23 protein-coding genes, 1 other RNA gene and 1 riboswitch are annotated in these 24059 nt (G+C 66.2%); of the genes, 8 read left to right on the top strand and 16 right to left on the bottom strand.

From position 1 onward, the window contains the following. The 3 genes from dnaX to ubiD form a co-directional block, all read right to left on the bottom strand. Positions 1-1264 (bottom strand): DNA polymerase III subunit gamma/tau (dnaX, locus tag OIK44_RS23620; protein WP_273674439.1); only part of this gene is annotated, 1264 nt, incomplete at its 3' end. Between the two features lie 278 nt (positions 1265-1542). Continuing rightward, positions 1543-1641: signal recognition particle sRNA small type (ffs, locus tag OIK44_RS23615), an RNA gene on the bottom strand. Between the two features lie 68 nt (positions 1642-1709). Beyond that, positions 1710-3194: a 4-hydroxy-3-polyprenylbenzoate decarboxylase gene (gene ubiD, locus OIK44_RS23610; protein ID WP_273674437.1), complete on the bottom strand. Its 1485-nt coding sequence runs from the start codon at positions 3192-3194 to the stop codon at positions 1710-1712. Between the two features lie 472 nt (positions 3195-3666). Here ubiD and OIK44_RS23605 point away from each other — a divergent pair, with 472 nt between their 5' ends. Beyond that, complete coding sequence (locus OIK44_RS23605) at positions 3667-4584, top strand: lytic transglycosylase domain-containing protein (protein WP_273674436.1); 918 nt, start codon at positions 3667-3669, stop codon at positions 4582-4584. A 145-nt stretch (positions 4585-4729) separates the two neighbouring features. On the opposite strand, the gene nusB is transcribed toward OIK44_RS23605, so the two are convergent. The 3 genes from nusB to ribBA all read right to left on the bottom strand — a co-directional run bounded on the left by nusB (position 4730) and on the right by ribBA (position 6918). Beyond that, a complete protein-coding gene (gene nusB, locus OIK44_RS23600) occupies positions 4730-5200 on the bottom strand; it encodes a transcription antitermination factor NusB (protein ID WP_273674435.1) in 471 nt (156 codons plus the stop codon). A gap of 82 nt (positions 5201-5282) precedes the next feature. Then, positions 5283-5768 (bottom strand): 6,7-dimethyl-8-ribityllumazine synthase, encoded by a 486-nt coding sequence (gene ribH / locus OIK44_RS23595; protein WP_273674434.1) that lies wholly within the window; start codon positions 5766-5768, stop codon positions 5283-5285. A 34-nt stretch (positions 5769-5802) separates the two neighbouring features. Then, on the bottom strand, positions 5803-6918 hold the full coding sequence (ribBA, locus tag OIK44_RS23590; RefSeq protein ID WP_273674433.1) for a bifunctional 3,4-dihydroxy-2-butanone-4-phosphate synthase/GTP cyclohydrolase II: 1116 nt from the start codon (positions 6916-6918) through the stop codon (positions 5803-5805). Positions 6919-7172: 254 nt separating this feature from the next. Between ribBA and OIK44_RS23585 the strand changes: the two genes are divergently transcribed. Continuing rightward, a complete protein-coding gene (locus tag OIK44_RS23585) occupies positions 7173-7958 on the top strand; it encodes a substrate-binding periplasmic protein (protein WP_273674431.1) in 786 nt (261 codons plus the stop codon). Positions 7959-7991: 33 nt separating this feature from the next. Here the strand turns inward: OIK44_RS23585 and OIK44_RS23580 are convergent, their stop codons facing one another. From OIK44_RS23580 to glyA, 10 genes are all read right to left on the bottom strand, one after another. Then, positions 7992-8618, bottom strand: a complete 627-nt coding sequence (locus tag OIK44_RS23580; RefSeq protein ID WP_273674430.1) for a riboflavin synthase — start codon at positions 8616-8618, stop codon at positions 7992-7994. 12 nt (positions 8619-8630) lie between these two features. Continuing rightward, positions 8631-9701, bottom strand: a complete 1071-nt coding sequence (gene ribD, locus OIK44_RS23575) for a bifunctional diaminohydroxyphosphoribosylaminopyrimidine deaminase/5-amino-6-(5-phosphoribosylamino)uracil reductase RibD (RefSeq protein WP_273674428.1) — start codon at positions 9699-9701, stop codon at positions 8631-8633. Between the two features lie 84 nt (positions 9702-9785). After that, positions 9786-10343, bottom strand: coding sequence for a GspH/FimT family pseudopilin (locus tag OIK44_RS23570; protein WP_273674426.1), 558 nt, complete (start codon positions 10341-10343; stop codon positions 9786-9788). Continuing rightward, entirely contained in the window at positions 10340-10789 is a 450-nt protein-coding gene (locus OIK44_RS23565) for a type IV pilin protein (protein WP_273674424.1), read from the bottom strand. The genes OIK44_RS23570 and OIK44_RS23565 overlap by 4 nt, the downstream gene beginning before the upstream one ends. A 1-nt stretch (position 10790) precedes the next feature. Next, positions 10791-14657, bottom strand: a complete 3867-nt coding sequence (locus tag OIK44_RS23560; protein ID WP_273674422.1) for a pilus assembly protein — start codon at positions 14655-14657, stop codon at positions 10791-10793. Further along, the gene (locus OIK44_RS23555) at positions 14654-15265 is read right to left on the bottom strand and encodes a pilus assembly PilX family protein (protein ID WP_420213887.1); all 612 of its coding nucleotides are present in this window, start codon (positions 15263-15265) and stop codon (positions 14654-14656) included. The genes OIK44_RS23560 and OIK44_RS23555 overlap by 4 nt, the downstream gene beginning before the upstream one ends. Positions 15266-15274: 9 nt before the next feature. Beyond that, positions 15275-16243 carry a PilW family protein gene (locus OIK44_RS23550; protein WP_273674419.1) on the bottom strand — a complete coding sequence of 323 codons (969 nt, stop codon included), beginning with the start codon at positions 16241-16243 and terminating at the stop codon, positions 15275-15277. Continuing rightward, positions 16240-16794 carry a type IV pilus modification protein PilV gene (gene pilV / locus OIK44_RS23545; protein ID WP_273674417.1) on the bottom strand — a complete coding sequence of 185 codons (555 nt, stop codon included), beginning with the start codon at positions 16792-16794 and terminating at the stop codon, positions 16240-16242. Before pilV ends, OIK44_RS23550 begins: the two co-directional genes overlap by 4 nt. A 290-nt stretch (positions 16795-17084) precedes the next feature. Then, the gene (nrdR, locus tag OIK44_RS23540) at positions 17085-17555 is read right to left on the bottom strand and encodes a transcriptional regulator NrdR (protein ID WP_273674415.1); all 471 of its coding nucleotides are present in this window, start codon (positions 17553-17555) and stop codon (positions 17085-17087) included. A gap of 96 nt (positions 17556-17651) precedes the next feature. Beyond that, a complete protein-coding gene (gene glyA, locus OIK44_RS23535) occupies positions 17652-18896 on the bottom strand; it encodes a serine hydroxymethyltransferase (protein ID WP_273674413.1) in 1245 nt (414 codons plus the stop codon). A 99-nt stretch (positions 18897-18995) separates the two neighbouring features. Then, positions 18996-19120: riboswitch (ZMP/ZTP riboswitch) on the bottom strand. A 165-nt stretch (positions 19121-19285) separates the two neighbouring features. On the opposite strand from glyA, the gene OIK44_RS23530 reads away from it, so the two are divergent. The 6 genes from OIK44_RS23530 to tolB all read left to right on the top strand — a co-directional run bounded on the left by OIK44_RS23530 (position 19286) and on the right by tolB (position 24052). Further along, the gene (locus OIK44_RS23530; RefSeq protein WP_273674412.1) at positions 19286-20032 is read left to right on the top strand and encodes an SDR family NAD(P)-dependent oxidoreductase; all 747 of its coding nucleotides are present in this window, start codon (positions 19286-19288) and stop codon (positions 20030-20032) included. 184 nt (positions 20033-20216) lie between these two features. Beyond that, a complete protein-coding gene (gene ybgC, locus OIK44_RS23525; protein ID WP_273674411.1) occupies positions 20217-20618 on the top strand; it encodes a tol-pal system-associated acyl-CoA thioesterase in 402 nt (133 codons plus the stop codon). Between the two features lie 50 nt (positions 20619-20668). After that, positions 20669-21358: a protein TolQ gene (tolQ, locus tag OIK44_RS23520; protein ID WP_273674410.1), complete on the top strand. Its 690-nt coding sequence runs from the start codon at positions 20669-20671 to the stop codon at positions 21356-21358. Between the two features lie 15 nt (positions 21359-21373). After that, a complete protein-coding gene (locus OIK44_RS23515; protein ID WP_273674408.1) occupies positions 21374-21811 on the top strand; it encodes an ExbD/TolR family protein in 438 nt (145 codons plus the stop codon). A 13-nt stretch (positions 21812-21824) separates the two neighbouring features. After that, positions 21825-22775 carry a cell envelope integrity protein TolA gene (gene tolA / locus OIK44_RS23510; protein WP_273674407.1) on the top strand — a complete coding sequence of 317 codons (951 nt, stop codon included), beginning with the start codon at positions 21825-21827 and terminating at the stop codon, positions 22773-22775. After that, positions 22775-24052: a Tol-Pal system beta propeller repeat protein TolB gene (gene tolB / locus OIK44_RS23505; protein ID WP_273674406.1), complete on the top strand. Its 1278-nt coding sequence runs from the start codon at positions 22775-22777 to the stop codon at positions 24050-24052. Before tolA ends, tolB begins: the two co-directional genes overlap by 1 nt. The last annotated feature ends 7 nt before the right edge of the window (positions 24053-24059 follow it).

The raw sequence follows: 24059 nt of genomic DNA, 5'->3' as shown, positions 1-24059 counted from the left end.
CGGCGGCCACAACGGCCGGCGGCGTCACGGTGGCGTGGCTGGCGAGCGCATGCGAGGCGGCCCTGGCGGGCGGCGCGGCGACGGCGGCGCGGGCGGCGCCGGCCGGATTGCCGGCCGGGCGCGCGGCGGCCGGCGGCGCCGCCGGCACGCCCTCGGCACCGCCCATGCCCGGCCGGAAGGCCAGCATGCGCAGCAAGGTCATCGAGAAGCCGGCGTACTCGTCCGGCGCCAGGCCCAGTTCATTGCGCCCGTGCACGGCGATCTGGTAATACAGTTGCACTTCCTCGGCGTCGAAGGCGGCCGCCAGGCGCACGATGTCGGCGTATTCGGGCAAATCGGCCGGCAGCGCGGCCGGTACCGTTTGCGCCAGCGCGATGCGGTGCAGCAAGGTGCCGAGGTCTTGCAGCGCGCCGTTGTACGACAGGCTGCGCGTGGCCATCTCGTCGGCCACGGCCAGCAAATCGGCGCCGTCCTGTTTCGCCAGGGCGTCGAGCAGGCGGATCAGGAAGGATTGGTCGAGCGCGCCCAGCATGCCCTGCACCGCGTCCAGCGTCACTTCGCCGGCGGCATAGGCAATCGCCTGGTCGGTCAGCGACAGCGCGTCGCGCATCGAGCCGTGGGCGCCTTGCGCCAGCAGGCGCAGCGCCGGCTGCTCGAAGGCGATGCCCTCCTGCCCCAGGATGTTGTCGAGGTGGCTGACAATGTGGCCGGGCGGCATCTGCTTCAGATTGAATTGCAGGCAGCGCGACAGCACCGTCACGGGGATCTTTTGCGGGTCCGTCGTCGCCAGGATGAACTTGACGTGCTCGGGCGGCTCTTCCAGCGTCTTCAGCATCGAGTTGAACGCATGGTTGGTGAGCATGTGCACCTCGTCGATCATGTAGACCTTGAAACGGGCATTCGACGGCGCGTACACGGCCTGTTCGAGCAACTGCGCCATTTCATCGACGCCGCGGTTCGACGCCGCATCCATCTCTATATAGTCGACGAAGCGGCCGGCGTCGATCGCCGTGCAAGCCTCGCACACGCCGCAGGGCTGGGCGGTGATGCCGCCGTTGCCGTCCGGACCCACGCAGTTGAGCGATTTGGCCAGGATGCGCGACAGCGTCGTCTTGCCGACGCCGCGCGTGCCGGTAAACAAATACGCATGGTGCAGGCGGCCGCTGTGCAGCGCGTGCGTCAGGGCGCGCACGACGTGCTCCTGGCCGACGAGCGTTTCGAAACTTTTTGGGCGGTATTTACGGGCGAGGACTTGATAGGACATGCTGAGATTTTACCGTAGATAGCTGATGGAGCGGTTAATCCTGCGCGGGCCGCGCGCAAGAGCCCTGGTCGTAGCGGCTGCAAAGATGGGATTGTAACAAGGTGCGCGGCAATTGGGGGAATGTGGCGGGGCTGGCCGCACTATCTATATAGCGGGCACACGCCTTAACGGCAAAAATCCGCATGCAGATCCATGGCGGCGCCATGGGCCGGGCTGGAGATCGAGACTGTAGGGGTGGGGTACTGCGGGCTTGCCGGAGCAAGATTTGAAAAGTCGAAAGAGGCGAGCCTGATCTGCGGCACTTATGGTTAATAGCCGTGGCTGCTTCGTTCCCGACCTGACCAGGTTAGCCATGCCACAATGCGCAGGGGCCCGCCGAGGGCAATTATACCCGACCCGGAGCATTCTGGGGGCGCAACGCGAAAATCTGTCGCGCCCCCTCCCCTCACAGGCCCAGCTCCTGCCAGATGCTGTCCACACGGGCTTTCACGGCCGGCGTCATCGCAATCGTCGTGCCCCACTCGCGGCTGGTTTCACCGGGCCACTTATTGGTCGCGTCGATGCCCATCTTGCTGCCCAGCCCGCTCACCGGCGAGGCGAAGTCCAGGTAGTCGATCGGCGTGTTGTCGACCAGGGTCGTGTCGCGGGTCGGATCGACGCGCGTCGTGATGGCCCAGATCACCTCTTTCCAGTCGCGGATATTGACGTCCTCGTCAACGACGACGATGAACTTGGTATACATGAACTGGCGCAGGAAGCTCCACACGCCGAACATCACGCGCTTGGCGTGGCCGGCGTACTGCTTCTTGATCTGCACCACGGCCATGCGGTAGCTGCACCCTTCCGGCGGCAGATAGAAATCCGTGATCTCGCTGAACTGCTTTTGCAGCAGCGGCACGAAGACCTCGTTCAGGGCCAGGCCCAGCACGGCCGGCTCGTCCGGCGGCTTGCCCGTGTAGGTCGAATGGTAGATCGGGTCGCGCCGCATCGTGATGCGGTCGATGGTGAACACCGGAAAATAATCCTGCTCATTGTAATAGCCGGTGTGGTCGCCATACGGCCCCTCCAACGCATGCTCGTAGCCGGACGGATGGTTCTCGTCCGGATAAATATGCCCCTCCAGCACGATTTCCGCCGAAGCCGGCACGCGCAACTCGCTGCCGATTGCCTTGACCAGCTCGGTACGGCTGCCGCGCAGCAGGCCGGCGAACTGGTATTCGGACAGGCTGTCGGGCACCGGCGTGACCGCGCCGAGGATGGTGGCCGGGTCGGCGCCCAGCGCCACGGCCACCGGATACGGCTGGCCCTTGTTTTGCAGCGCGTGTTCGCGGAAGTCGAGCGCCCCGCCCCGGTGCGCCAGCCAGCGCATGATGACCTTGTTGCGGCCCAACACCTGCTGGCGGTAAATCCCCAGGTTCTGGCGCTTCTTGTGCGGCCCCTTCGTGATCGTCAGCCCCCATGTGATCAGCGGCGCCACGTCGCCCGGCCAGCAGTGCTGGATCGGCAGGCGGGCCAGGTCGACGTCATTGCCTTCCCAGACGATCTCCTGGCACGGCGCGCCGCGCATCTCCTTCGGCGACATGTCCCACACAGCCTTCACCAGCGAGCCGAGGCCCAGCAAATCCTTGAAGCCCTTGGGCGGCTCCGGCTCCTTGAGGCGCGCCAGCACATGGCCGATCTTGCGCAACTCGCCGACATCCTCGGCGCCCATGCCCAGCGCCACGCGGCGCGGCGTGCCGAACAGATTGCCCAGCACCGGCATGTCGTGGCCCAGCGGTTTCTGGAACAGCAAAGCCGGACCGCCGGCCCGCAAGGTGCGGTCGCAGACCTCGGTCATCTCTAAAAACGGGGAAACCGGCGTCAAAATGGGCTTAAGTTCGCCCATTCGTTGCAGTTGAGAAATAAAATCTCGCAAATCTGAATATTTCATGTGTTTTTAATTTTTTTTGACTGTGGACGGCATTGCTTCAATATCTATGCCAAGTGATTGATTTTATTGGGTTTTGACACAATGCAAGCAGAAAAGTAAGACATAAAAGTAATAACGAACGAAAGTGTTAGTATTGACTTGATATAAACTGGCTTCTACAATTTGCCCAACTTGAAGAGGACAGCGGTCTGCGGATCGAATTGTACGTCACTCATTCATTCACGGAGTCGGGGCTCCACATGACATTTTAAGGAGTGTTTTCAAAAGGCGTCTGCCTTACCCCCGAAAAAAGTTGTATTGCGACTGGTCCTATACCACAGGGAACGACCAGCTCAGGCAAGCAATGACGGCGTCCTTCGCGCGCACCTAAGCGGCGACGGACGATGATATTTCTGATGCACGGCATTGGTCACTCACGCTGCGATTACACGCGGTGCGGGGACTTGTTGACGCGACATTTCAGGGGACTTCTATGATTAATCGTTTGACCGAAGCATCCATGTATGCTTCAAAATTGGCTCGCCAGCCACTCGCGTGGGCATCGACCGCGCGCGTATCGGCACGTGGCCTGCTGGCCACAGCGCAACACACCCTGACCCTCTTCGGCATTTCCGCCGTGGCCATGATCGCCCTGCTGCTGGCCCGGCCCGACCTGGCCAAGGAAATGAGCAAAAGCCTGTTCGCCGAACCCGTGCTGGAAGCGGCCGTCATCACGGCGCCGGCCCTGTCGGACCTGATGGAGGCGCCCGCCATCGCGGCGGCCGCCCCTGGCGCCGCCACGGCGCCGCTGACGGCCGAAGAGAAAGCCCTGCTCGGCACGAAGAAGCAACAGCAATTCGTCACCTCCTGGCTCTCCAAGCGTTACCGCGTGGCCGGCGACGCCGCCAACATGCTCGTTTCGACGGCCTATCTGACGGCGCGCGACATCAAGCTCGATCCGCTGCTGATCCTGGCCGTGATGGCGATCGAATCGGGCCTGAACCCCTTCGCCGAAAGCCCGGTCGGCGCGCAAGGCTTGATGCAAGTGATGTCGAAGATCCACCACGAGAAATTCCAGGAAATGGGCGGCGTCCAGGCGGCGCTGAATCCGGTGGCCAACATCCGCGTCGGCTCGCTGATCCTGAAAGACTATGTGACACGCGGCGGTTCGGTGGAAGCCGGCCTGAAAACCTACGTCGGCGCGGCCGCCTTTGCCACCGACGACGGCTACGGCTCGCGCGTGCTGGCCGAATACCGCCGCCTCAAGCAAGTTTCGACCGGCAAGAAAGTTCCGACAACCAATACCCCGGCCGCACCGGCCGCGCCAACCGTGATGGCGGCAGCGGCGCCGGCGGCGGAAAAAGTCAGCGCCACCGCGCTGGCCAAGCACGACGACCTGGCCGGCCTGTAAGGCATACAGCTATATAGTATAGGCAGGCAGAAAGGCGGACGGTCCTCGCGGACCGCCCGCCTTTTTTCTTTTCGGCGAGCGCCCACAAAAAAGCCGCCGCGGGAACGCTCCCGCGGCGGCTTTTGCCATTCCGGCCGGCGCCGTCTTAGCCGCGCTTGTTGCCCGCGACTTCGTCCGGGCGGAACTGCGCCGCCAGCTTGTCGAGCACGCCGTTGACGTATTTGTGGCCGTCGATGCCGCCGAACGATTTGGCCAGCTCCACCGCCTCGTTGATGACGACGCGGTAAGGGATTTCCAGGTTGTTCTTCAGCTCGAACGCGCCGATCAGGAGGATGCCGTGCTCGATCGGAGACAACTCGCCGATGTTGCGGTCGATCAGCGGCGCGACGGTGGCGCGCAGGGCCACGGAGTCCTTGATGGTGCCGTACAGCAGCACGCTGAAGTGCTCGGCGTCGGCCTTGTCGAAGCCGTGGGCGGCGCGAATATTGTTCACGACGGTGGCCGCGTCTTCATTGTTAAGCAGCCACTGATACAAACCCTGCAACGCAAACTCGCGCGCGCGGTGGCGCGGCGTGCGGTTCTTGCTGGGGTTGGCGAGCAAAGTTTTCTCTGTCATGATGTTTCTTACCTGTTCTTAATTACGTGTGTTCACTACAAATTCCGGCCTGCGCGCGGACCGCGAACGGCCCGCAACGCATTCACTCTTCTTCGCCGGCTTCCTGCAACTCTTCCAGCGCCTGCGCCAGATTCGCCATTTCCACTGCGACGCGCGCCGCTTCGGCGCCCTTGACCAGCATACGTACTTCGGCTTGCTCGTCATTTTCCGTCGTCAACACCGCGTTGGCGATGGGGATGCCGAAGTCGAGGCCGACGCGGGTGATGCCGGCGCCCGATTCGTTCGACACCAGCTCGAAATGGTAGGTTTCGCCGCGGATCACCGCGCCCAGCGCGATCAAGGCGTCGAACTGCTGGGTTTCAGCCATTTTTTGCAGCACCAGCGGAATTTCCAGCGCGCCCGGCACGGTGACGTGCAGCACGTCCTCGTCGGCGACACCCAGCTTGACCAGCTCGGCCAGGCAGGCCGACAACAGGCCGTTGCCGACGATGTCGTTAAAGCGCGCCTGGACGATGCCGATGCGCAGTCCGTCGCCGGTGAAATTTGTTTCGTATGTTCCTACTGTCATGGAAAACCTCTTCGTATGGGGTAGATGTTCTGTCTTATTCTGCGTTCGGGCGGGCCTTGAAGCCGACCACTTCCAGGTCGAAACCCGTCATCGACGGCATCTTGCGCGGGCTGGCCAGCAATTGCATCTTGCCCACGCCCAGGTCGCGCAGGATTTGCGCGCCGATGCCGTAGCTGCGCAAGTCCATGCTGGCGGCGCGGCCCTTCGGTTTCACTTCCGGCGTGTCCAGCGCGGCGAACTGGGCAAACAGCTCGGTGGCCGACTCGCCGCAGTTGAGCAGCACCATGACGCCGCGCTCGGCCGCCTTGATGGCCGCCAGCGACGCCGACACATTCCAGGAATGCGTGGTCGCCTCCGTTTCCAGCAAGTCCAGCACCGACACGGGCTGGTGCACGCGCACCAGCGCCTCCAGGTTCGGCGCCAGCTCGCCGTGCGCCAGCGCCAGGTGGGCGGCGCCGCTCGGCTTGTCGCGGAATGCGATCAGGCGGAACTCGCCGTGCGCCGTCTGGATCGTGCGCTCGGCGATGCGCTCGACCAGGCATTCGTTCTGGCTGCGGTAATGGATCAGGTCGGCGATGGTGCCGATCTTCAGATTATGCTCGCGGGCAAACTCCAGCAAGTCCGGCAGGCGCGCCATCGTGCCGTCGTCCTTCATGATCTCGCAGATCACCGACGCCGGCGTCAAGCCCGCCATCGCCGTCAGGTCGCAACCGGCTTCCGTATGGCCGGCGCGCATCAGCACGCCGCCCTTTTGCGCCTTGAGCGGAAAAATGTGGCCGGGCTGCACGATATCGCTGGGCCGGGTGTCCTTGGCCACGGCCACCTGGATGGTCTTGGCGCGGTCGGCCGCCGAGATGCCCGTCGTGACGCCCTCGGCCGCCTCGATCGACACGGTGAAATTGGTGCCGTAGGCGGTGCCGTTGCGCGACGTCATCATCGACAAGTTCAGCTTGTCGCAGCGCTCTTCCGTCAGCGTCAGGCACACCAGCCCGCGCGCGTGCTTGATCATGAAATTGATCGCCTCGGGCGTGACGAAGTCGGCCGCGAGCACCAGGTCGCCCTCGTTTTCCCGGTCTTCTTCATCGACCAGGATAACCATGCGGCCGGCGCGCAGTTCGGCGACGATTTCTTCGGTGCTGGAAATTGACATTGTTTATTCCTTTGTAACGAAAGCGCGTGGAGCAAAATTCTCGGGAATGGCTTGAAATGCCGCGAATTTTCTATAACCTGCTATTTTAATGGATTTGGCGCATCTAAACTGTAATTAACGCCGCCAACCCGCCGCCGCAGCCGGAAATGGCCCGCCCCTCCCTCTTCCGGCACGCGCGCCCGTCCGGTCCCGCCGTTCGGCCCCGCCCGCAATGGTATTATTTTAAAGTTAACCAGCACCGAAAGAAGACCACTATGCTCGCATGCCTGCGGATTGCCCTGCTGGCGCTATGCTTGTCGACGGCGCAGGCCCAGCCGGTCCAATTGCGCGTCGCCTATGAAGACAAGGACACGCCCGACCACGCCGGCGCCTCGACGGTGGTGCCTGAGCATCCCGGCATCCTCGTCGAAATGATCGGCCAGCTCGAACAGCGCATTCCGAATCTGCTCGTCACGTACTCGCGCAAGCCGTGGGCGCGCTGCCTGGCGGAACTGGAGGCGGGCAACGCCGATGCCGTCTTTGCCAGCAGCGTCAGCCCCGAACGGATGAAAATCGGCGTCTTCCCCATGCGGGACGGCAAGGCGGACCGCCAATACCGCATCGACACCAAAGCCTACAATCTGTACAAGCTGAAAGACACGGCGCTCGACTGGGACGGCAAGCGCTTCCTCCACCAGCGCGGGAAAATAGGGGCGATGCGCGGCTATGCGATTGTCGCCGAGCTGCAAAAGATGGGCGTCGCCGTCAGCGAGGTCGACCGGCAGGAAAACGCTTTCCGCATGCTGCTCCTCGGCCGCCTCGACGGTTTCGCCCAGTTGAGCGCGGAGGGCGACTACATGCGCAACAACAATCCCGAGTTCGCCGGCATCGTCAAGGTGGCCCAGCCGATCATGGTCAAGGATTACTATTTACAAATCAGCCACCAATTCCACGCGGCCAATCCGAAACTGGCGCAGGAAATCTGGAAAACGCTGGCCGCGATCCGCCAGGCCGAGTCGGAACGGCTGACCTTGAAATATATGAAGGCTTACGCCGACTGAGCCGCGCCGCCACCGGCGCGGCCGGCTGGCCGCTTACTTGCCCACCGACAGCATGCGCTCGACATAGCGCGCGATCAAGTCGATTTCCAGATTCACCTTCGCGCCGACGACCAGGTTTCTCAACGTCGTCATGGCGATGGTGTGCGGAATCAGATTGATCGAGAAGCGGCACCCCTGCGCCGCGCCGGCGCCCAGGTCTTCGACCCGGTTCACCGTCAAGGACACGCCGTTGACGACGATGGAGCCCTTGAGGGCCAGATACTTGGCCAGATTCTGCGGCGCTTCGACGACCAGTTCCCACGATTCGCCGACCGCTTCGAACTTGTGCACCACGCCGAGGCCGTCGACGTGGCCGGACACCAGGTGGCCGCCCAGGCGCTCGGCCAGCGTCAGCGCCTTTTCCAGGTTCACCTCGGTGGTGCTGTCCAGGCCGACCGTGCAATTCAGGCTTTCGCGCGAAACGTCGACGCAGAAGCTGCCCGCAGCCTTCTCGACCACGGTCATGCAGGCGCCGTTGATGGCGATCGAGTCGCCCAGCGCAACGTCGGCCAGCGGCAAGCCGCCGGCGTCGATGTGCAGGCGCACGCCCGCGTCCGCGCCGCCGTCGAGCGGCTGCACCGAGCTAATTTTTCCAATGGCGGCAACAATTCCTGTAAACATGCGATACCAATCTTAAAGTGGGTTGAAGCGGGCAAGGATACGCAAATCTTCGCCGATTTGCTTAACCTCGTGAAATTTCAAATGCTGCTTGTGCGTCAAGTCGCTCAGGGCCGGCAAGGCGAACATGCCCTGCCCGTCGCCGATCAGGGCCGGCGCCAGGTAGACCAGCAGCTCGTCGACGCAGCCTTCGCGGATCAGCGAGCCGTTCAACTTGGCGCCGGCTTCGACGTGCAATTCGTTGATCTGGCGCCGCCCCAGTTCTAGCATCAGTTGCGGCAAGTCGACTTTGCCGGCCGCGTTCGGCAGCATGATGACTTCGGCGCCGGCCGCGCGCAGCTGCGCCTCCTTTTCCGGATTCGCGGTGGCGGCGACGATCCAGGTGCCGCCACCGTCGAGAACGCGGGCGGCCGGGTCGATGTCGAGGCGGCTGTCGACGACGATGCGGCGCGGCTGGCGCGGCGTGTCGACGGCGCGCACCGTCAGTTGCGGGTCGTCCGCCTTGACGGTGCCGATACCGGTCAGAATCGCGCAAGTGCGCGCGCGCCAGGCGTGGCCGTCGGCGCGCGCCTGCGGCCCGGTGATCCACTGGCTGCTGCCATTGTGCAGCGCCGTCATGCCGTCCAGGCTGGCCGCCGTCTTCAGGCGCACCCACGGCCGGCCGCGCCGCATGCGCGAGAAAAAGCCGATGTTCAGCTCATACGCCTGCTCGGCCAGCAAGCCGGTGCTGACGGCGATGCCGGCCGCCTCCAGCTTGGCCAGGCCCTGCCCGGCGACGAGCGGGTTCGGGTCCGTCATCGCTGCGACGACGCGGCCCAGGCCGGCGCGCACCAGGGCGTCCGAGCACGGCGGCGTGCGGCCGTGGTGGTTGCACGGCTCCAGCGTGACGTAGGCGGTGGCGCCGCGCACGTCATGGCCGCGCGCGGCGGCGTCGCGCAGCGCCTGCACCTCGGCGTGGGCCTGGCCGGCCGGCTGGGTCACGCCGGCGCCGACCACCAGGCCGTCCTTGACGATCACGCAGCCGATGCGCGGATTCGGCGACGTCGTGTAGAGTCCTTTGGCGGCCCATTCCAGGGCCAGTTGCATGCCTTCTAAATCGTTAAGTATTTGCACGGCGGTCTTTACAAGTGTTTTTAGGGGCGGACGTGAAAACCGGCGGCGGACAGCCGGCTAATCGCCGGCCGGCCCGGCACAAGCGAGCGGTTCGGCCTGGGGATCGCACACGCGCACACGCCCCAGCATATTGATTTTAATATGCCGCGTCTGTTTTCCCAGCGTTAGCGACAGGCTGCCCCAGCGCGCCGCCATGCTATTGCCGGCGCTGCAGCTGCGGCCGGCTCCATTATAGGCAAGATATGCCGATGGATGGGGCGAGGAGAACACGGCGTCGATGGCGATGCCGTCCGCGACCGGCCCCTGCCGGAAAATCAATTCATCGCCGGGGTCCAGGCTGATGCTGGCGTTTCTGTCGACAAAGACAGCCCAGCCCCGGCGCCAGTCAATGCCAGCCGGGTCCAGCGGCATCAGCATGACGCGGCCGCCGCGCGCGATCGCCTGCGAGCGCGTGAGGCTGATCGCCGCGAACAAGTCGACGACGGTCGTGCGCAATTGCTGGCGCGCCAGCATGTCGCCGAAACCCGGCACGCCGGCCGCCAACAAAATGGCGGCGATCGACAGCACCACCATCAACTCGACCAGCGTGAAAGCGCCGCGGCGCGCCCGTTTCATGGCCAGCAGCGCGGCGCCGCACCGGACGCGCCGCGCTGCCCGGTGCTGCTGAGCGACAAGGTCTGGCAGTCGGCATCGGCGAAATGGCGATCCACTTTGCCGGTGCCGGGAACGGCGTTCAATTGCACGCACTGGCTGAGGGACTCGCCGGTGCACGCCACGGCGTCGATCTCATAGGCGCTGAGCGCCGGGCTGGCCCCGGACCACCATTTGAACTGCCGCTCCAGCGGGTCGGTCGAGGCCGATGAAAACGCCAGATAGCGGTTGTTTTGCGTATAAAACCGCTCTTGCTGCAGCATCAACTGCCACAGCGCCAGCTGCGCCTCGGCCCGTTTGCCCTTCACGATGTGGGCGTGGTAGGCGGGGTAGGCCAGCGCGGCCAGGATGCCGGCGATTGCCACGGCAAGCATCAATTCAATCAGGGTGAAACCGCTCGCGCGTCGCATATCACCTCCCTCCGGGCAAGGCCGTTCCGCCCTGTTTTGCCGCCTCGTGCAAGTCGCGCCAATTCGCCACCTCCCGCCAGCCAAGGCGCTTGGCCGCTGCCGCCAAGGCGATGCGCTTGCCGGTCCGGCGGTTTGCCCCGGCTTGCAGCACCACATACGGGCTATCGACAAGCGCGCGCCCCGTCGCGTCGCGCGACCCGGCCCGCGCCGCCATTTGCAGCAGCAAGGGCGGCCCGCGTATCTCGCCCTCGATGAATTGCCCCGTCAGGACGCCGCTGCGCGCCACGCCGTCGGCGCCGACGGCGAAACCGCTGACGCTGTCGACGGCATAGCTGCGCACACCCGGCGCGGCACACGCTTCGCTGCCCGGCAGCACCGTATTGAAGAATATCCGTCCGGCCGCCAGCACGGCCGTGCTGACGCTGCGCTCGCCGCTGCTCTGGTGCCGGGGAAAGTCGAAATACCAGCCCTGCGCGGCGCCCGCGCCGCTGTAGCGCACTGCGTCGCCGCGCAGCGTCCGACCCGCAGCATCGGCGTCGGCGCCGTCCAGGACGCGCGGCGCCAGCGCGGCCCGCCCGCTGGCGCGCGGCGGCGCATCGACGTCGTCGCGCACGGCGTAGAACGATTGCGGCCGGAAGGCGGACGGCGCCAGGTCGCCCTCTCCGCTCAGCATTCCCGTGCCGAACAGCAGCAGATAGCCCCCGCCCGGCGCGAACACGACTTGCGGCCGCTGGGTGATGGCTTGGCGCAAGCCGCTGCCGTCACGGGCGACGAACACGGGTTGTCCGCCGACCGCGCCCGGCCACGGCGCCGCGCCGGAAAAGTCGATGCGCCAGACATTGCCCTGCAAGTCGCCGGCGTAGGCGTAGCGCACAGCGCCGTCGGCGCCCACCACCAGCGCAGGCGGCCCGAGCGCGTTGGCCGCCGCCGGCTCAGTCAGGGGAATCGCCAGTTTGTAGTAATTGACGCCGAGCCGCCACGGCGCCGCCGCCGGCTTGTCCAGCGCCAGCAGAAACAGCGCGCCGGCCGCGTTGCGGGCGAAGCGCGCCTTGCCGTCGTCGGCGTAGTTGTTGAAGCCGCTCGCCAGCACCGCGAAGTAGCGGTACTCCGGCACGCCGTCCTTGATGGCGACGCTGAATTTGGCGATGGCGGGCGGCGCCAGCACATTGCCCATGGCGGCGTCATCGGCGTCGCTGAATTCCCACAGTGCACCGCCGGCCGAAAACCGCTCCGGGTCGGTGACGTCGAGCGCGAACGCCCCCTGCGCGCCGCCCCCCATGCCCGCCACCAGCACCGTCCGCCACTGGCCTTGCAGCAACGCTTCGCCGGCCGCGACGCCGCCGTCGACATAGGGCCGGTGCGCATAGCCGGTGTCGGGCAAGGCGCTGAGCGCGCCGATCAGCGCATTCGGCACGTAGGCGAACAGTTCGGCGCCGCTGCCGACGTCGAAAGCGTGCAACATGCCATCGTTGGCGCCCAGGTAGACCGTCTTGCGGCGCGCCTGGTAGCGCGCGTGGAACGCGCCATACGCCGGCCCCGCCACCCGGCTCGACGGCGCGCCGACCAGCACCGGCGCGCCGTGGACCGTGTCGCCCAGCACGCGGTCGCGGCGCCGGAAGATGCCGCCGGGCCGCCCGACTTCGCGGCCGCGTTCGCCACGCAGGTATTGGAGCCGCTGCTCTCCCAGACCGTCCGCCACGACGCCGCCGGGCGGCACATCCAGCAAGGCGCGCTGCGTGTCGGCCAGTTGGCTCCATTCGAAGGAAATGGTCGACGGCGTGCGCCCGGCGATATTGCTGGTGTAGATATGCCGCCGTTCCGGCGCCGGTTGCGCGGCGCGCGGCGGCGCGACGCCGGCGTTGCCGCTCAATATGGCCCCGGCGTCCCACAAGCGCCTGCCGATGCCCACCTCGGCGTCGCCGCTCACGTCTAGTTGCCAGCGTCCCAGGCTGCCGCCCCAGTCGCTCCCGTCAAAGCCGGGCTGCAGCAGGTAGGCGCCCTCCCCGGCCGCCGGCGCCACCGCCAATGGCAGACCCGCCAGGCGCCCCGGACTGGCGGCCGCGGCGAAGGCGGCCCGGATCGCGGCCACCAGGGCCGGTGGATCGCTGCCAAGGAAATAGTGCTTCGGGTCGCGTCCCATGCCGCGCCATTCGGCATTGCCGGCGGCGGCCTGGTCGCTGTCATCCCGCGTCGTGCGGAAAGGATTGCCATCGCCGTTCCAATCGTCGAAGCCGCCGTATTTCGCCGCCAGGTACAACTGGCTGTCGCGCGGCCTGGTGGCGCGCGGATTGCTGTCGTCCACGGCGCCGTTGCCGCCCCGGTCGAGGTCGATCACATAATTGTCGACGCGACCGGACTGGTCCGGCCGGATCGGCGTGGTGCGGGCCCAGTAAGCCAGTCCGGCCAGATAGTAACTGCCGCGCCCGGCCTCGCCCGTGTCGAGGGCGTCGAGATTGCGCAAATGGGGGCGCGGCGCCTGGTTGCCATGGACGCCGGCCGGGTCGGCCTCCATGTCGCCGACGCGGCGCGTCCACTCCATGACGTCCAGCGGCGCCGCGTTGGCGAACGCGTCGGCGCTGCGGGCGGCGTCCAGATCCTGGGTGCGGGCATTGCCGGGAATATAGCGGTCGCCGGCCGCGCCGGCATTGGCCAGCGTGACGATGACGTTGCGCTGGCAGGCGGCCGTCAGCGGGTCGCGCCAGTGCTTGCTCACGGCCAAGCCGTCGTCGCTGGCCGGCGCCGGCGCGCCCGCACTGGCCTGGCGCCCCTGCAAATAACGCAGGGCTTCGTAATACATCTCGCCCAGCGGCGCGGCGCCTTTGTAGACGCCGCGCCGCGACGGCGCGCTGCGCCCCAGCCGGTTGATGTAGTCGAGAAGGCCGCCAGGGGCGGCGACCAGCACGCCATTGTCGTCGCGCCATTCCGCGCGCGGGTTGGCGCCGGCCTCGAAGGCTGGCGGGTCGGCGCGGCTGGCGCCGACCTGGTCCAGCGCAACCCGCAAGGCGCCGCCGTAGACATTCGGCTCGCCCGCGCCATACTCGCTCAGGTAGCCGAACAAGCCGATGCGCAGCTTGCCGGCATACCGTTGCACGCTGCCGGACGGCTTGTAGCTTGTGCCGTAGCGCACGCACAGATCGGGACGGAGCGGCCCTTCGGCGGCGTCGCACACTTTGACGCGCGCCAGATATGCACCGAAATCCCGGTCGCTGCGGCCGGCGCCGCGCGGCGCGTCGCAAGCCCCGCCGACGGCCGCGTCGCTGAACAAAATGCGGTTGCGACAGGAAACGATATACAGCACCGGCGCGTCGAACGGCGTCACGCGCCTGGCCGCGCCGCCGCCCAGCGTTTTGCGGGGGAAATATGCGGGATGGGCATAAAAGTCGGGATTGACTTTGCCGTCGGGCAGATAGGCGCGTTGCAGCACGGTCAGGCCGGGCGTGTCGATGACGCGGTCGCCGCCGCTCAAGCCATACCGGACGATGTCCAGCACCGAGGCGCTGGCCCAGTTCATGAAGTTGCCGCTAAATGCATCGCCGCCGCATTCGTGTTTGTCGTCGGCGCGTTTCAGGATAGAAAAATACCCCTTGGCTTCGCTCTGATCGGGTTCCAGGGCGCCGGCCCTGCGCCGCAGCGGGTAGCCGTAGCACATCGCCGCATTGAAATAACCAAGATAGTCGCGCTTGCCGTCGTAGTCGGCGGCGCCGGGATAGGCCGCGGCGGCGGCCGTGTAGTCCAAGGCGAAATTGAGCAGCAGATTGGGCGGCACGCGCCCTCCCGCAACGGCCAGGGGCATGTCGGCGATGTCCACCAGCGGCGGCGCGGCCAGCGCCGGCACGGCAGCCAGCAGCAGGACGGCGAGCGCCCTCATCTTGCGGCCCCGCCTGGCGCCTTGCGGTAGAAACTCTGCAAGACCACTTCGCTGCCCGGACGCGCGCCAAAGCCGATGGCCGTGACGCGGTAAAAATAGCCGAGTTGCTGGCCGGCGTCCTCGCCCTCCTGCGTAAAGGGAAGCAATTCGATGATGTAGCGCGGCCGCTTGAACGGCAGCAAGCCTTCGCCGCTCGGCATCGTCGCCCCCGTGAATTTCCCGTAGGGCACCGACCTTGCCGTGGCCGCGCCATCGTCGTCGAAATCGACGCTTTGCCACACCGGCGCCTGGCCGGCGGCACCGCGCAGGCACAAGCCCAGGCTGGCGCCATCGCCGCCGCAGCCGGCGACGAAACCCAGCGCGCTGTCCGGCGCGAACATGGCGCTGCGCCCCGGCTCGGCCGGTGTGCCCTCGATGTCTTTTTCAGCGTCCATCAATGCCTCCTCCGCCGCCTGAAAAGCCAGTTGCCAGTCGCGCTCGCCGCGGGCAACCTTTTCCGCCTGCAGGGCCAGTTGCGCCGCCGACGCGCCCAACAGCAGGATCGCGATCAACATAAACAAGGCAAGCACCAGTGCCGCACCGCGCTCGCCGCCCGCCGCCGTCGCCACCGTCGCCACCTAGGCGGGCCGGTTGCGCAGCAGGATAGTCGTCACGAGCGCGCGCCTGGCCCGGCCCCGCAGCGCCGCCGGCAGGCGGCCCGCGTCGATGCGCGCGCCCGCGTCGTCGCCGCCATGCGCGTCGCTGTAGGCTTTGCCGAACAGGTCGAACTGCGCCGGCCCGCCCGGCGGCTGCGTCGCGCGCTCGCCGTGCAACAGCAGCGCGACGCGCACGCTGACCACCCGCTTCCAGCACGTCTTCGCATTTTTCTCGCGCGCCCGCGCGGCGGCGTCGGCGCCGGTCAGCGGCAGCGCCCCGTCCAGGCCGTCGATGGCGCTGGCGTTCAGGTAGGCGTTGGCGACGCCGTCCGGCGGTTCGTCGGTGTCGAGCCCGTACAGCACCTGAAAGGTGTCGACGCCGCGCACGATCGCGTCGGCCCCCCAGCTGCTTTCACCACGGTACTTGCAGCGCAGTTCGGCCTCGCCGGTGGCGTCGCGGGCGACGTAGAAAATGCTCCAGCCGCGCTCGGCCTCCGAGTGCGCCGCGCCGACGCCGAAACCGGCACAGTTGATGACGCTGCCATCGCCGCCGCTGCCCGAGCCGGCGCCGAAGTAGCGCAGCGCCAGCACGTCGCTGCCGTTGACGGCCGCCGCCGGCGCCTCGATGCCGAAGCTGCTGCGGTTGACGCTGCGCGCGTCGAGGCCGCCGACGCTGGCGCTGTCTTCGGGCCGGGCGCCGACCGGCGCGTCGTCGCTGTCGAGATCGACGAAGGCGGTCTGGCGCACCGCCCTGCCGATCAGGTCCAGCGCATAGCGGGCGTTGTCGTCCAGCCGCGCCGCCTCGGTCTGGCTCAGGTAACTGGCATTCGACGCCAGCAGCAAGGCGCTGCCGGCCAGCGCCACCACCAGCCCCAGCGCGAGCGCCACCAGCAGCTCGGCCGCGCCGAATCCCCGGGCGCGCGCCAGCGTCAAGGCGGCGGACGGTTTCATATTGTTCCGCCCGCCAGCGCCACGGTGACGCCGGGCGTATCCTGCAAAGGGTCGAGCCGCAGCGGCGTGCCGTCGGGATTCTTGCCGCGCCATCCCAGCTTGATGACGATGGGCGCGCCGGGGGCGCTGTCGCAGTCCCAACCCAAGCCCTTGGTGTCGCGGCAAATCACCAGGCGCCCGCCCGGCAGCGTCTTGCGCAATTGCTGCTTCAATTCGTAGATATCGGCGCCCGCCAGCTGGGCACTGTCGCACGGCTGCGCGGCGAAACACAGTTGCGCCGGGGGCGCCGGCTCGGCGTCGGCGGCGACATCGTAGCGCAGGTTCAGATAGGGATTGTCGGCGTCGGGCCTGCTCATCTGGACGCTGTTGGCGCGCATTTTGTCGGCCATGCCGGCGGCCAGTTGCACGGCGCCCGACAGCAAGGCCGATTGGTGCCGCGTGCGCAGCGCCGTCAGTTGCAGCGCCGTGCCGCCGACCAGGCCGAGTGCGAGAACCAGCACCGCGACCAGCACTTCAATGAGGGTGAAGCCCGGGCTTTTGCAGGGATGCATGACCGCCTCCGCTTGGCTGACTGGCCGAAACGCGCCGTGTGCGCACCTACAAATTAGCAGCGCACGCGGCCACGGACGTGAGAATGCTCAAGCGCGGATCGATCAGCGGGCGCGGCAGGTGAAATGATTGGAGGAAAGTTGACGAGGGGGATTGCAAAGAGGAACAAATGTATTGCGGAAAAAATGCCGGTAACCCACAACGAAGCCGGACGGGAGCGCTATGTTCCGCCCCGGCTAGCCGCCTCGGCTAGCCCGCCCCGGCTAGCCACCGGCCGTTTCTTGCGGCGACCTTATGGCTTGCGCGGCTTGCGCTCCTGGCCCACTTCGGCGATCGCATCCTGGAACTCGGCCAGGTCTTCGAAATTCTTGTATACGGATGCAAAACGGATATAGGCGACCTTGTCGAGCGCCTTCAGCTCCTGCATCACCAAGCCGCCGATGAAGCCGGAGTCGACTTCGCGCTGCCCGCTCGTCAGCAACTTTTCCTCGATCGTCGCGATGGCCGTGTCCACGGAGGCGGCCGCAACGGGACGCTTGCGCAAGGCCAGCATCAAGCTGCCGCGCAACTTAGCCGCAGCGTATTCCGTCCGGCTGCCATTCTTTTTGACGACAACCGGCATCACAAGTTCAATCCGCTCGTAGGTCGTGAAGCGCTTGTCGCATTTGGTGCAACGGCGGCGGCGGCGGATGGCGTCGCCCTCCTCGGATACGCGCGTATCGAGAACCTGGGTATCGTCGTGATGACAGAAGGGACATTTCATGTGGGCCGGTGACGCGTGAACAAACTTGTTTCAACAAATGGAAGGCGGGCGCGCGCCGGTCAGCCGGCGCGCGCCCGCAATGCTTAATGACGCAGATCAGGCATAGACCGGATGCGCGTCGGCCAGCACCTTGACGGCGGCCTTGACGCGTTCGATCGTGGCCGCGTCGTGCGGATTGTCGAGCACGTCGGCGATCAGGTTGCCCACCTGGGTCGCATCCGCCTCGTTGAAGCCGCGCGTCGTCATCGCCGGGCTGCCCAGGCGGATGCCCGAGGTCACGAACGGTTTTTGCGGATCGTTCGGGATGCCGTTCTTGTTGCAGGTGATATGGGCCGCCCCCAGGATCGCCTCGGCTTCCTTGCCGGTCAGGTTCTTGGCGCGCAGGTCAACCAGCATCACGTGCGACTCGGTGCCGCCGGAGACGATGCGCAGGCCGCGGGCGATCAGCGCCTTGGCCAGCGCGTCGGCGTTTTTCACCACTTGCGTCTGGTAAGCGACGAATTCCGGGCTCAGCGCCTCCTTGAACGCGACGGCCTTGCCGGCGATCACGTGCATCAGCGGGCCGCCCTGGATGCCGGGGAAGATCGCCGAATTGATGGCCTTCTCGTGCTCGGCCTTCATCAGGATGATGCCGCCGCGCGGGCCGCGCAGCGATTTGTGCGTCGTCGACGTGACGAAGTCGGCGTGCGGCACCGGGTTCGGGTACAGGCCGGCGGCGATCAGGCCGGCGTAGTGGGCCATGTCGACCATGAAATAGGCGCCGACGTCCTTGGCGACCTTGGCGAAACGGGCGAAGTCGATCTTTTTCGAGAACGCCGACGCGCCGGCGATGATCAGCTTCGGCTTGCGCTCGTGGGCCAGGCGCTCCATCGCCACGTAATCGATGTCCTCTTCCGCCGTCAAGCCGTAGGAGACGACGTCGAACCACTTGCCGGACATGTTCAGCGGCATGCCGTGGGTCAGGTGGCCGCCTTCGGCCAGCGACATGCCCATGATCAGGTCGCCCGGCTTCAACATGGCGAAGAACACGCCCTGGTTCGCCTGCGAGCCGGAGTTCGGCTGCACGTTCGCGCATTCGGCGCCGAACAGCTGCTTGACGCGGTCGATCGCCAGTTGCTCGGCGACGTCGACGAATTCGCAACCGCCGTAGTAGCGCTTGCCCGGATAGCCTTCGGCGTACTTATTCGTCAGTTGCGAGCCCTGCGCTTCCATCACGGCCGGCGACGTGTAGTTTTCCGAGGCGATCAGCTCGATGTGGTCGTGCTGGCGGACGTTTTCTTTCTGGATAACGGCCCACAATTCAGGGTCGACATTGGCGAGGGTGTGATCTTTTGCGAACATGTAAAAACTCCAATCGATAAGAATGACTGTACTGCCAGTTTTGGATCGAATGAGGGAAGCCGTGTAAACGGAAAGGCAGCCTCTTCGTGCAATTCCATCGTGGGCTGCCCAGGCGAACGGCGAATGAAATCTCACGTTTCCCGGTGGATGTCCACCTTTCGCCGATGAAGCGACCGCCACTCTGTGGCCGTCATTCCGACTTTTCGCCAGTCACGTGAGACGTAATGGAAGCCAAATTGTAAGGTAAGTACTTGTTTTGGGCAAGGAAAGCGATAGCGCCGATGCAAGCCGTCTTGTCGGCATGGCAATCCGGCCGGGCGCCACGGCGGCGGCGCCGCCGTTTCGGCTACAATTTTGCCAGCTCCCACTCAATGCACAAGGAAATCCACATGATCGTCTTCATCACGGGCGCCAGCGCCGGCTTCGGCGCCGCCATGGCGCGCACCTTCGTCCGGGGCGGCCACCGCGTCATCCTCAGCGGCCGCCGCGCCGAGCGCCTGCGGGCGCTGGCCGACGAGCTGGGCGCGACCGCCCTGCCGCTGGCCTTCGACGTCAGCGACAAGGCGGCCATCCACGCGGCGCTGGCCGCGCTGCCGGCCGACTGGGCGCAGATCGACGTGCTGATCAACAACGCCGGCCTGGCCCTGGGCACCGGCCCGGCCCAGGACGCCGCGCTGGACGACTGGGAAACCATGATCGCCACCAATTGCACGGGCCTGGTGACGATGACGCGGGCGCTGCTGCCGGCCATGGTGGCGCGCGGCGCCGGCCTCATCATCAACCTCGGCTCGATCGCCGGCCACTACCCCTATCCCGGCGGCAACGTCTACGGCGCCACCAAGGCCTTCGTCGAGCAGTTCACGCTGAACCTGCGCGCCGACCTGGCCGGCAGCGGCGTGCGCGCCACCAACCTCGCGCCCGGCCTGTGCGGCGGCACCGAGTTCTCCAACGTGCGCATGAAGGGCGACGACGCGGCCGCCGCCAAGGTCTACGAGGGCACCGTGCCGCTGACGGCCCAGGACATCGCCGACACCGCCTACTGGATCGCCACGCTGCCGCCCCACATCAACGTCAACCACATCGAATTGATGCCGACCTGCCAGGGTTTTTCGCCGTTCGCCATCAAACGGGTGTAAGGTTTCCCGTAAACGGGCAAAACGTAAGCGTTTGTTACAGCGCTTTGCGTTTTACCCGGTGTCGGCTTTACTGTTGCCGCGCGCGCCAGCAGGTGCGCCCGCGCCCGGCGCGCGAGCTGCCACGCCCCAAGCGCGGGCAAAATCGCGTAAAATGTTGCTCAATCTCACTAATGGCAAATCAGACATGCCTTCAGTTTTCACCTGGAACGCCCGCGTCTACTATGAAGACACGGACGCCGGCGGTATCGTGTACTACGCCAACTACCTGAAATTTTTCGAGCGCGCCCGCACCGAGTGGCTGCGCGCGATCGGCGTCGGCCAGCACGCCCTGCTGCAGGACGAGGACGCGATGTTCGTCGTCGCCAGCATCAGCGCCGACTACCACGCGCCGGCCAAGCTCGATGACGTACTACAATTGACGCTGACAATAGAAAAACTGGGCCACGCCTCCATCATCTTCATCCAGCAAGCCTGGTGCGGCGAGCGCCTGCTCAACTCGGCCCGCGTCAAGGTCGCCTGCGTCGACGCGGCCCTGCGCCCGCGCGTGGTGCCGCCCGCCGTGGCCGCGAAGATGCTGGCCGGCTGAGCGCGCCGCGCCGCCGCCCACCTTACGAATTTACCAACCGAAGCCCGCCCATGAACGTCACACAAGACCTGTCCTTCCTCGCGCTGATCACGAACGCCCACCTGATCGTGCAACTGATCATGGCCCTGCTGCTGGGCATTTCGCTGACCAGTTGGACCTACATCTTCCGCAAGATGTTCGCGGTGCGCGCGGCGCGCCGCCAGACGGTCGAGTTCGAGCGCAGCTTCTGGGCCGGCGGCAACCTGCACGCGCTGCACCAGACGGCCAACGGCAACCGCGCCGACAGCGGCGCGCTGGCGCGCATCTTCGATGCCGGCATGGGCGAATTCATCAAGGGCAAGGCATCCTACGGCAGCCGCGAAGCCCTCGACGTCGGCGCCGTGCTCGACGGCGCGCGCCGCGCCATGCGCGCCGCCTTCCAGCGCGAAATGGACGTGCTCGAAGCCCACCTGGCCTTCCTCGCCTCGGTCGGCTCCGTCTCGCCCTACATCGGCCTGCTCGGCACCGTCTGGGGCATCATGAACGCCTTCCGCGGCCTGGCCAACGTCCAGCAGGCGACGCTGGCGGCCGTCGCGCCCGGCATCGCCGAGGCCCTGATCGCCACCGCCATCGGCCTGTTCGCCGCCATTCCCGCCGTCGTCGCCTACAACCGCTTCTCGCACGACATCGACCGCCTGGCGATCCGCTTCGAAAGCTTCGTCGAGGAATTCTCCAACATCTTGCAGCGGCAATCGCGCTAACCGGGAGACAGGCAGATGGCATCCTCATTTTCCAGCAGCATGCGCGGCGGCCGCGGCCGCAAGTTCAAGTCCGAGATCAACGTCGTCCCCTACATCGACGTGATGCTGGTGCTGCTGATCATCTTCATGGTCATGCCCTCGTCGAACACCCCCAGCGTCGTCGACCTGCCGAACGCGGAAAAATCGGCCCGCCCGCCGGACGACTACATCCAGATCGTGCTCAAGCCGAACGGCGCGCTGTCGATCGGCGTCAACGGCAAGGACCAGCTGGCGCCGGAGACGGCGCCGAACCGCGACGCGCTGATGCGCAAGCTGCGCGTGCTGCATGAAGAACACCCCGAGTTCCCCGTCATGATAGCCGGCGACAAGGAAAGCAAGTACGACGACGTGATCCAGCTGATTTCGCAGGCGAAGAAAATCGGCATCAACCGGGTCGGCCTGGCCACCAAATAAGAAGACGCCCATCTTGCAGACGAAGACAACCGCCCATCCTGCCGACGCCCCCTACCGGGTGCCGCGCGACACGCGCCGCTGGCCCTCGCTGGCGCTGGCGGGCGGGATGCACGCCGGCCTGCTGCTGTTCCTGTGGATAGGCGTGAACTGGCAAAGCACGGAGCCGGTCGCCGTCGAGGCCGAGGTCTGGGACTTGCAGACCCAGGCCGCCGCGCCGCTGGCGCCGCCGCCCTCCGCCGCGCCGGAGCCGCGGCCGGAGCCGGCGCCGCCCAAGCCGCCGGCGGCCGAGCCCGTCGAAGCGCCGCCGGCGCCGCAGGCGCCCGACATCGCCCTGGAAAAGCGCAAGGAAAAGCTCAAGGCCGAGAAGGAAAAACTGGCCGAGCAAGCCCGCCTGAAGGAACAGCGCAAGCTCGAGGAGCAGGAAAAGGCCGACAAGGCCGCCAAACAGGCCAAGGACAAGGCCAAGGCGAAAGCGCTGGCCGAGCAGGAAGCGGCCGAGAAGAAAGAGCTGGCCGACAAGCAACAGGCCGACAAGCAACAGGCCGACAAGCAGGCCAAGGCCAAGCGCGCCGCCGCCGAACAGAAGGCGGCCGACGACGCCCGCCGGCTGGAGATGAAGCGCATCACCGGCGCCGTCGGCTCGGGCGGCAGCGGCACGGCGGCCAAGTCGACGGCGCCGCGCATGGACAGCGGCTACGCGGCGGCCATCACGGCCAAGATCAAGAGCAACATCGCCTATAGCGGCAGCACCGACGTGGCCGGCAATCCGCGCGCGGTGTTCAAGATCGAGCAATTGCCGACCGGGGAAATCATCTCGGTCAGGAAGATCCAAAGCAGCGGCATTCCCGCCTACGACAGCGCGGTCGAGAATGCCATCACCAAATCGTCGCCCCTGCCGAAAAAGAAAGACGGCACGGTCGAGCGCGTGCTTGACGCCGGATTCAACATGAAAGACTTGCCTTGATGCCTAACATGAAAAAACTCAACCATTGGATCGTCTGCACCGGCCTGCTGATCGGCGCGGGCGCCGCCCAGGCCCAGCTGAAAGTGGAAATTTCCGGGGTCGGCAGCAACCAGATCCCCATCGCCATCGCCGCCTTCGCCGACGAATCCGTCGCGCCGGCGCAGATCTCGGCCATCATCCGCGCCGACCTGGAACGCAGCGGCGCCTTCAAGGTCATCGACGCCGGCGCCACGCTGTCGGAAACGAGCGACATCAACTACGGCCAGTGGAAATCGCGCGGCGCCGACGCCCTCGTCGTCGGCAGCGTGCAGCGCCTGGCCGACGGCCGCTACGACGTGCGCTACAAGCTGCTCGACACCATCAAGTCGGGCCAGCTGTCGGCGCTGGGCCTGGCGGCGCAGCCGCAGTTCACGCGCCTGTCGGCGCACAAGATCGCCGACGACATCTACCAGAAGCTGACCGGCATCCGCGGCGCCTTCGCCACCCGCATCGCCTACGTCACCCAGTCCGGCCGCGAATACCGGCTCGAAGTGGCCGACGCCGACGGCGAAGGCATCCAGGTGGCGCTGCGCTCGAACGAACCAATCATCTCGCCCTCGTGGGCGCCGGACGGCACCAAGGTCGCCTACGTCTCGTTCGAAAAGAAAAAGCCCGTCGTCTACGTGCAAAACCTCGTCACCCGCGAGCGCACCATCGTCGCCAACGAAAAAGGCAGCAACTCGGCGCCGTCGTGGAGCCCGGACGGCAGCCGCCTGGCGGTGGCCCTGTCGAAGGACGGCCACACCCAGGTCTACATCGTCAACGCCGACGGCGGCGGCCTGCGCCGCCTGTCCAACAGCAACGGCATCGACACGGAACCGCAATTTTCCGCCGACGGCGCCAGCATCTACTTCACCAGCGACCGCAGCGGCGGCCCGCAGATCTACCGCATGAGCGTAGGCGGCGGCGAGGCCAAACGCGTCACCTTCGGCGGCAGCTACAACATCAGCCCGCGCATCGCCTCCGACGGCAACACGCTGGCCTTCATTTCCCGCCGCGACGGCAACTTCCAGCTGTACGCGCTCGACCTGGCCAGCGGCCAGGAAACGCGCCTGTCCGACACCGCCAGCGACGAGTCGCCGAGCTTCTCGCCGAACGGGAAATACATCATGTACGCGACTGAATCGGGGCGCCGCAAGTCGCTCGCGGTGGTATCGGTCGACGGCCGTGTGAAGCAACGCTTGACCACGCAAGCGGGCAATATCAAGGAGCCCACCTGGGGTCCTTTCATGAAGTAGTAGTCTT

This window comes from Janthinobacterium fluminis, from assembly GCF_028595325.1.
GTDB lineage: Bacteria > Pseudomonadota > Gammaproteobacteria > Burkholderiales > Burkholderiaceae_D > Janthinobacterium > Janthinobacterium fluminis.
This window is presented reverse-complemented; position numbering and strand designations above follow the sequence as displayed.